The organism is Endozoicomonas sp. ALC013 (genome assembly GCF_049310205.1).
GTDB lineage: Bacteria > Pseudomonadota > Gammaproteobacteria > Pseudomonadales > Endozoicomonadaceae > Endozoicomonas.
Window position 1 is genome coordinate 1 of the sequence record NZ_JBLYNS010000278.1, and the last position, 3295, is coordinate 3295.

Annotated in this window: 2 protein-coding genes; both read left to right on the forward strand. The window is 46.9% G+C overall.

Annotation, left to right across the window (positions count from 1 at the left end; all coding sequences use genetic code 11):
- The coding region (locus ACO6V1_RS23075; protein ID WP_422468826.1) for an RAP domain-containing protein at nucleotides 1-706 on the forward strand (706 nt) is incomplete at its 5' end.
- A gap of 56 nt (nucleotides 707-762) precedes the next feature.
- On the forward strand, nucleotides 763-3295 hold a 2533-nt coding region (locus ACO6V1_RS23080; protein ID WP_422468828.1), incomplete at its 3' end, for a hypothetical protein.

Genomic DNA, 3295 nt, shown 5'->3' on the forward strand with positions numbered 1-3295 from the left:
AGTCATGGTATTCTGCGCCAGGTTTTACCTTAAATCAGGTAGTAATGATAAACACTCCCTTGAAAAGCACATAGGCGAACTATTTTCTCGCCTGGAAAATACATCCCCGGGCAGTATAGAGAATCAATCCATCATTGCCATGGCTGCATGTTGGCTTGGGAGAGCTTGTCCAGTCATCCCTTATTACACGACAAACACTTCACAATCTCAATCCACCTTCCGCGATCACCTGCAATCGAGCTTTCCGTCTTTGAAGATTGAAGAAGAAAAGAGTCTGAACTCATTACCTCCGGTCGATCTGCTACTGCCAGATTACAATATGGTGATCGACATTCAGGGACCTTTCCATTACGTGAGTGGTGATTTCAAAACCAGGAATGGTTCGACTTTGTTGAAAATTGCTCTGCTGAAAAAATCAGGATTTGAGGTCATTGAAATCCCGGTGACCAGGCTTGTGAACCAGGATTCAATGAAAAGAGTTATTGAGCAAATAAAGACAAAGTTAGCCGTCCTGCCAGAGGCTTATGGCTCTTTGTTACATAACAGCGGCGAGGGTTCAGAAGATGAGGCATACGTTACTGCCGATGAAGGAGGGGAATTTTCCGATGACTGTTATTTTACCGCCGAAGAATATGTAGAAGAGCCAACCAAAAAAACAAAAAAGAGAAACAGGAGGAGAAAAAAGTCAGTGAAAACGGCTGACTGACGATGCCATAGAGTAGTCTACTTTTTATATTTCCCATGAATTAATGAAATATAATTATGGACAGAAGCGGTGCTGGTGTCAGTTGGCAATGCGCAACATCAGGTAATGATTATAAAAAACCGGATGATCGTACCGATTCTTCAAAAAGTGGGCGATACTGGCATGGCACAGTCAGACAGTTGGATGCGCCGCTGGCCTATGTCCGGGAGAGTAATGAATCTTATGCTTCTGACGCCTGCTCTGCTGACCATCCACCAAGACATTCAATAAAACCTGTTCATGCTTTCAAAGCTCTCATCACACCAGAAAAAATCGATTACATGATGAAGATATCTACTGATTATGGTGATCACTATGATGGTAAAAAACACTGTCAATTTGCTCTTTCAATCAAACAATACACTTCAGCGTCAAAACGACTTTTGAATCATAGTGAACAACGCCAACTGATACCCTTGTTGCACGATTTTAAAGCGACACCCGGGTGGACCTGGCGAAGTCTGACGACGACGTTTCATTCATTTACTTCAGCGGGTGTTTTTACTTCTCATACATACACGGAAGAGTGGGTTAAGAAAACTCAAGCTGTTTTACTGTCCACTTTACTTGATCAAGTAATACTTAATTGCAGCCAAACACTTGAAGCCAGGGATCTTGATGTACACGGTATCAATAACCTGCTGTGGTCGGTGGCGAAACTGGTGGACAACGGGCTGGAGCTGGAGAAAACACCGAAGCTCAAAGAGGCTGTTGCCGCACTGTTGACCCATGTTAAAGCCAAAGCCAAATCACCAGAAGGGAGAGAACACTTTATTCCTCAGCATATCTCCAACCTGCTGTGGTCTGTGGCAAAACTGGTGGACAACGGGCTGGAGCCGGACAAGGCACTGATGCTCAGAGAGGTTGTGGCCGCGCTGTTGCCCCATGTGAAAGCCAAAGCTAAATCAAAAGAAGAGAGAGACCACTTTATTCCTCAGCATATCAGCAACCTGCTGTGGGCCCTGGCGAAATTGGTGGACAAGGGGGTGGAGAAGACTCCAAAGCTCAAAGGGACCGTGGCCGCGTTGTTGCCTTATGTGAAAACCACAGCAGAATCAAAAGAAGAGAAAGAGCACTTTAACACTCAAGGTATCGCCAACCAGCTGTGGGCCTTCGCGAAACTGGTGGACTACGGACTGGAGCTGGAGAAGATACCAAAGCTCAAAGAGGTTGTGGCTGCACTGTTGCCCCATGTGAAAACCAAGGCTGAATCAAAACAAGAGAAAGACCACTTTACTCCTCAGCAGATCGCCAACCAGCTGTGGGCCCTGGCGAAACTGGTGGAGAACGGGCTGGAGCTGGAGAGCACTCCGAAGCTCAAAGAGGCGGTGGCCGCGCTGTTGCTCCATGTGAAAACCAAAGCCGAATCAAAACAAGAGAAAGGCTACTTCAGGCCACAGGGAGTCGCCAACCTGTTGTGGGCGGTGGCGAAACTGGTAGACAACGGACTGACATTGGAGAAGACACCCGGACTTAAAGAGGCCGTGGCCTGGTTGTTGCCCTGTGTGAAAACCAACGCCGGAGCAAAAGAAGAGAAAGACCGCTTCAGCGCAAAAGATACCGCCAACTCGCTGTGGGCCATGGCGAAACTGGTAGAGAACGGACTGGACCTGGAGAAGACACCAAAGCTGAAAGAGGCCGTGTTTGCGCTGTTGCCCCATGTGACAACCAAAGCCGAATCATTAGAAGAGACAGACCTCTTTACTCCTCAGCATATCGCCAACCAGCTGTGGGCCCTGGCGAAACTGGTGGAGAACAGGTTGAAGCTGGAGAAGACAGCGAAGTTCAAAGAGGCTGTGGTCGCATTATTGCCCCATGTGCAAACCAAAGCCACATCAAAAGAAGAGAAAGACCAATTCAAGCCACAGGAAGTCGCCAACATGATATGGGCCGTGGCAAAACTGGGTGAGGCTATTGATCTGAAAGTGGTTAAATCAACGTTAGCTTCCCTTGTCGGCAAAATCAGCGAAAACACCCCGCTCTCTCATCAAGGTAGATGGATGTCTCTGTGGGGAGTCATGGCATTCTGTGCCAGATTTTATCTGACCTACGGTAAAAATAATAAAAACTTACTTGAAAAGCACATAGGTAGACTATTTTCTTGCCTGGGAAAAACACCCACTGGCAATACCGAGGATCCATCCATTATTGCCATGGTCACAAGTTGGCTGGGGAGAGCGTGTCCGGTGGTTCCCCATTACCGGACAAACACGTCACTATCACAATCCACTTTTCACGATCAACTCCGATCAAGCCTTCCGTCTTTGAAAATTGAAGAAGAGACGAGTCTGAACTCATTGCCTCCGGTTGACCTGCTACTGCCAGAGTGCAACATTGTGATCGACGTTCAGGGGCCTTTCCATTACGTGGGTGGTGATTTCAAAACCAGGAATGGTTCGACTGTGTTGAAAATCGCCCTATATAAAAAATTAGGATTTGAGTTTATTGAAATGCCGGTGAACAAGCTTGATAACCAGTATTCAATACAAAGAGTTATTGAGCAAATAAAGACAAAGTTAGCCATCCTGCCACAGGCCTATGGTCCTGTGC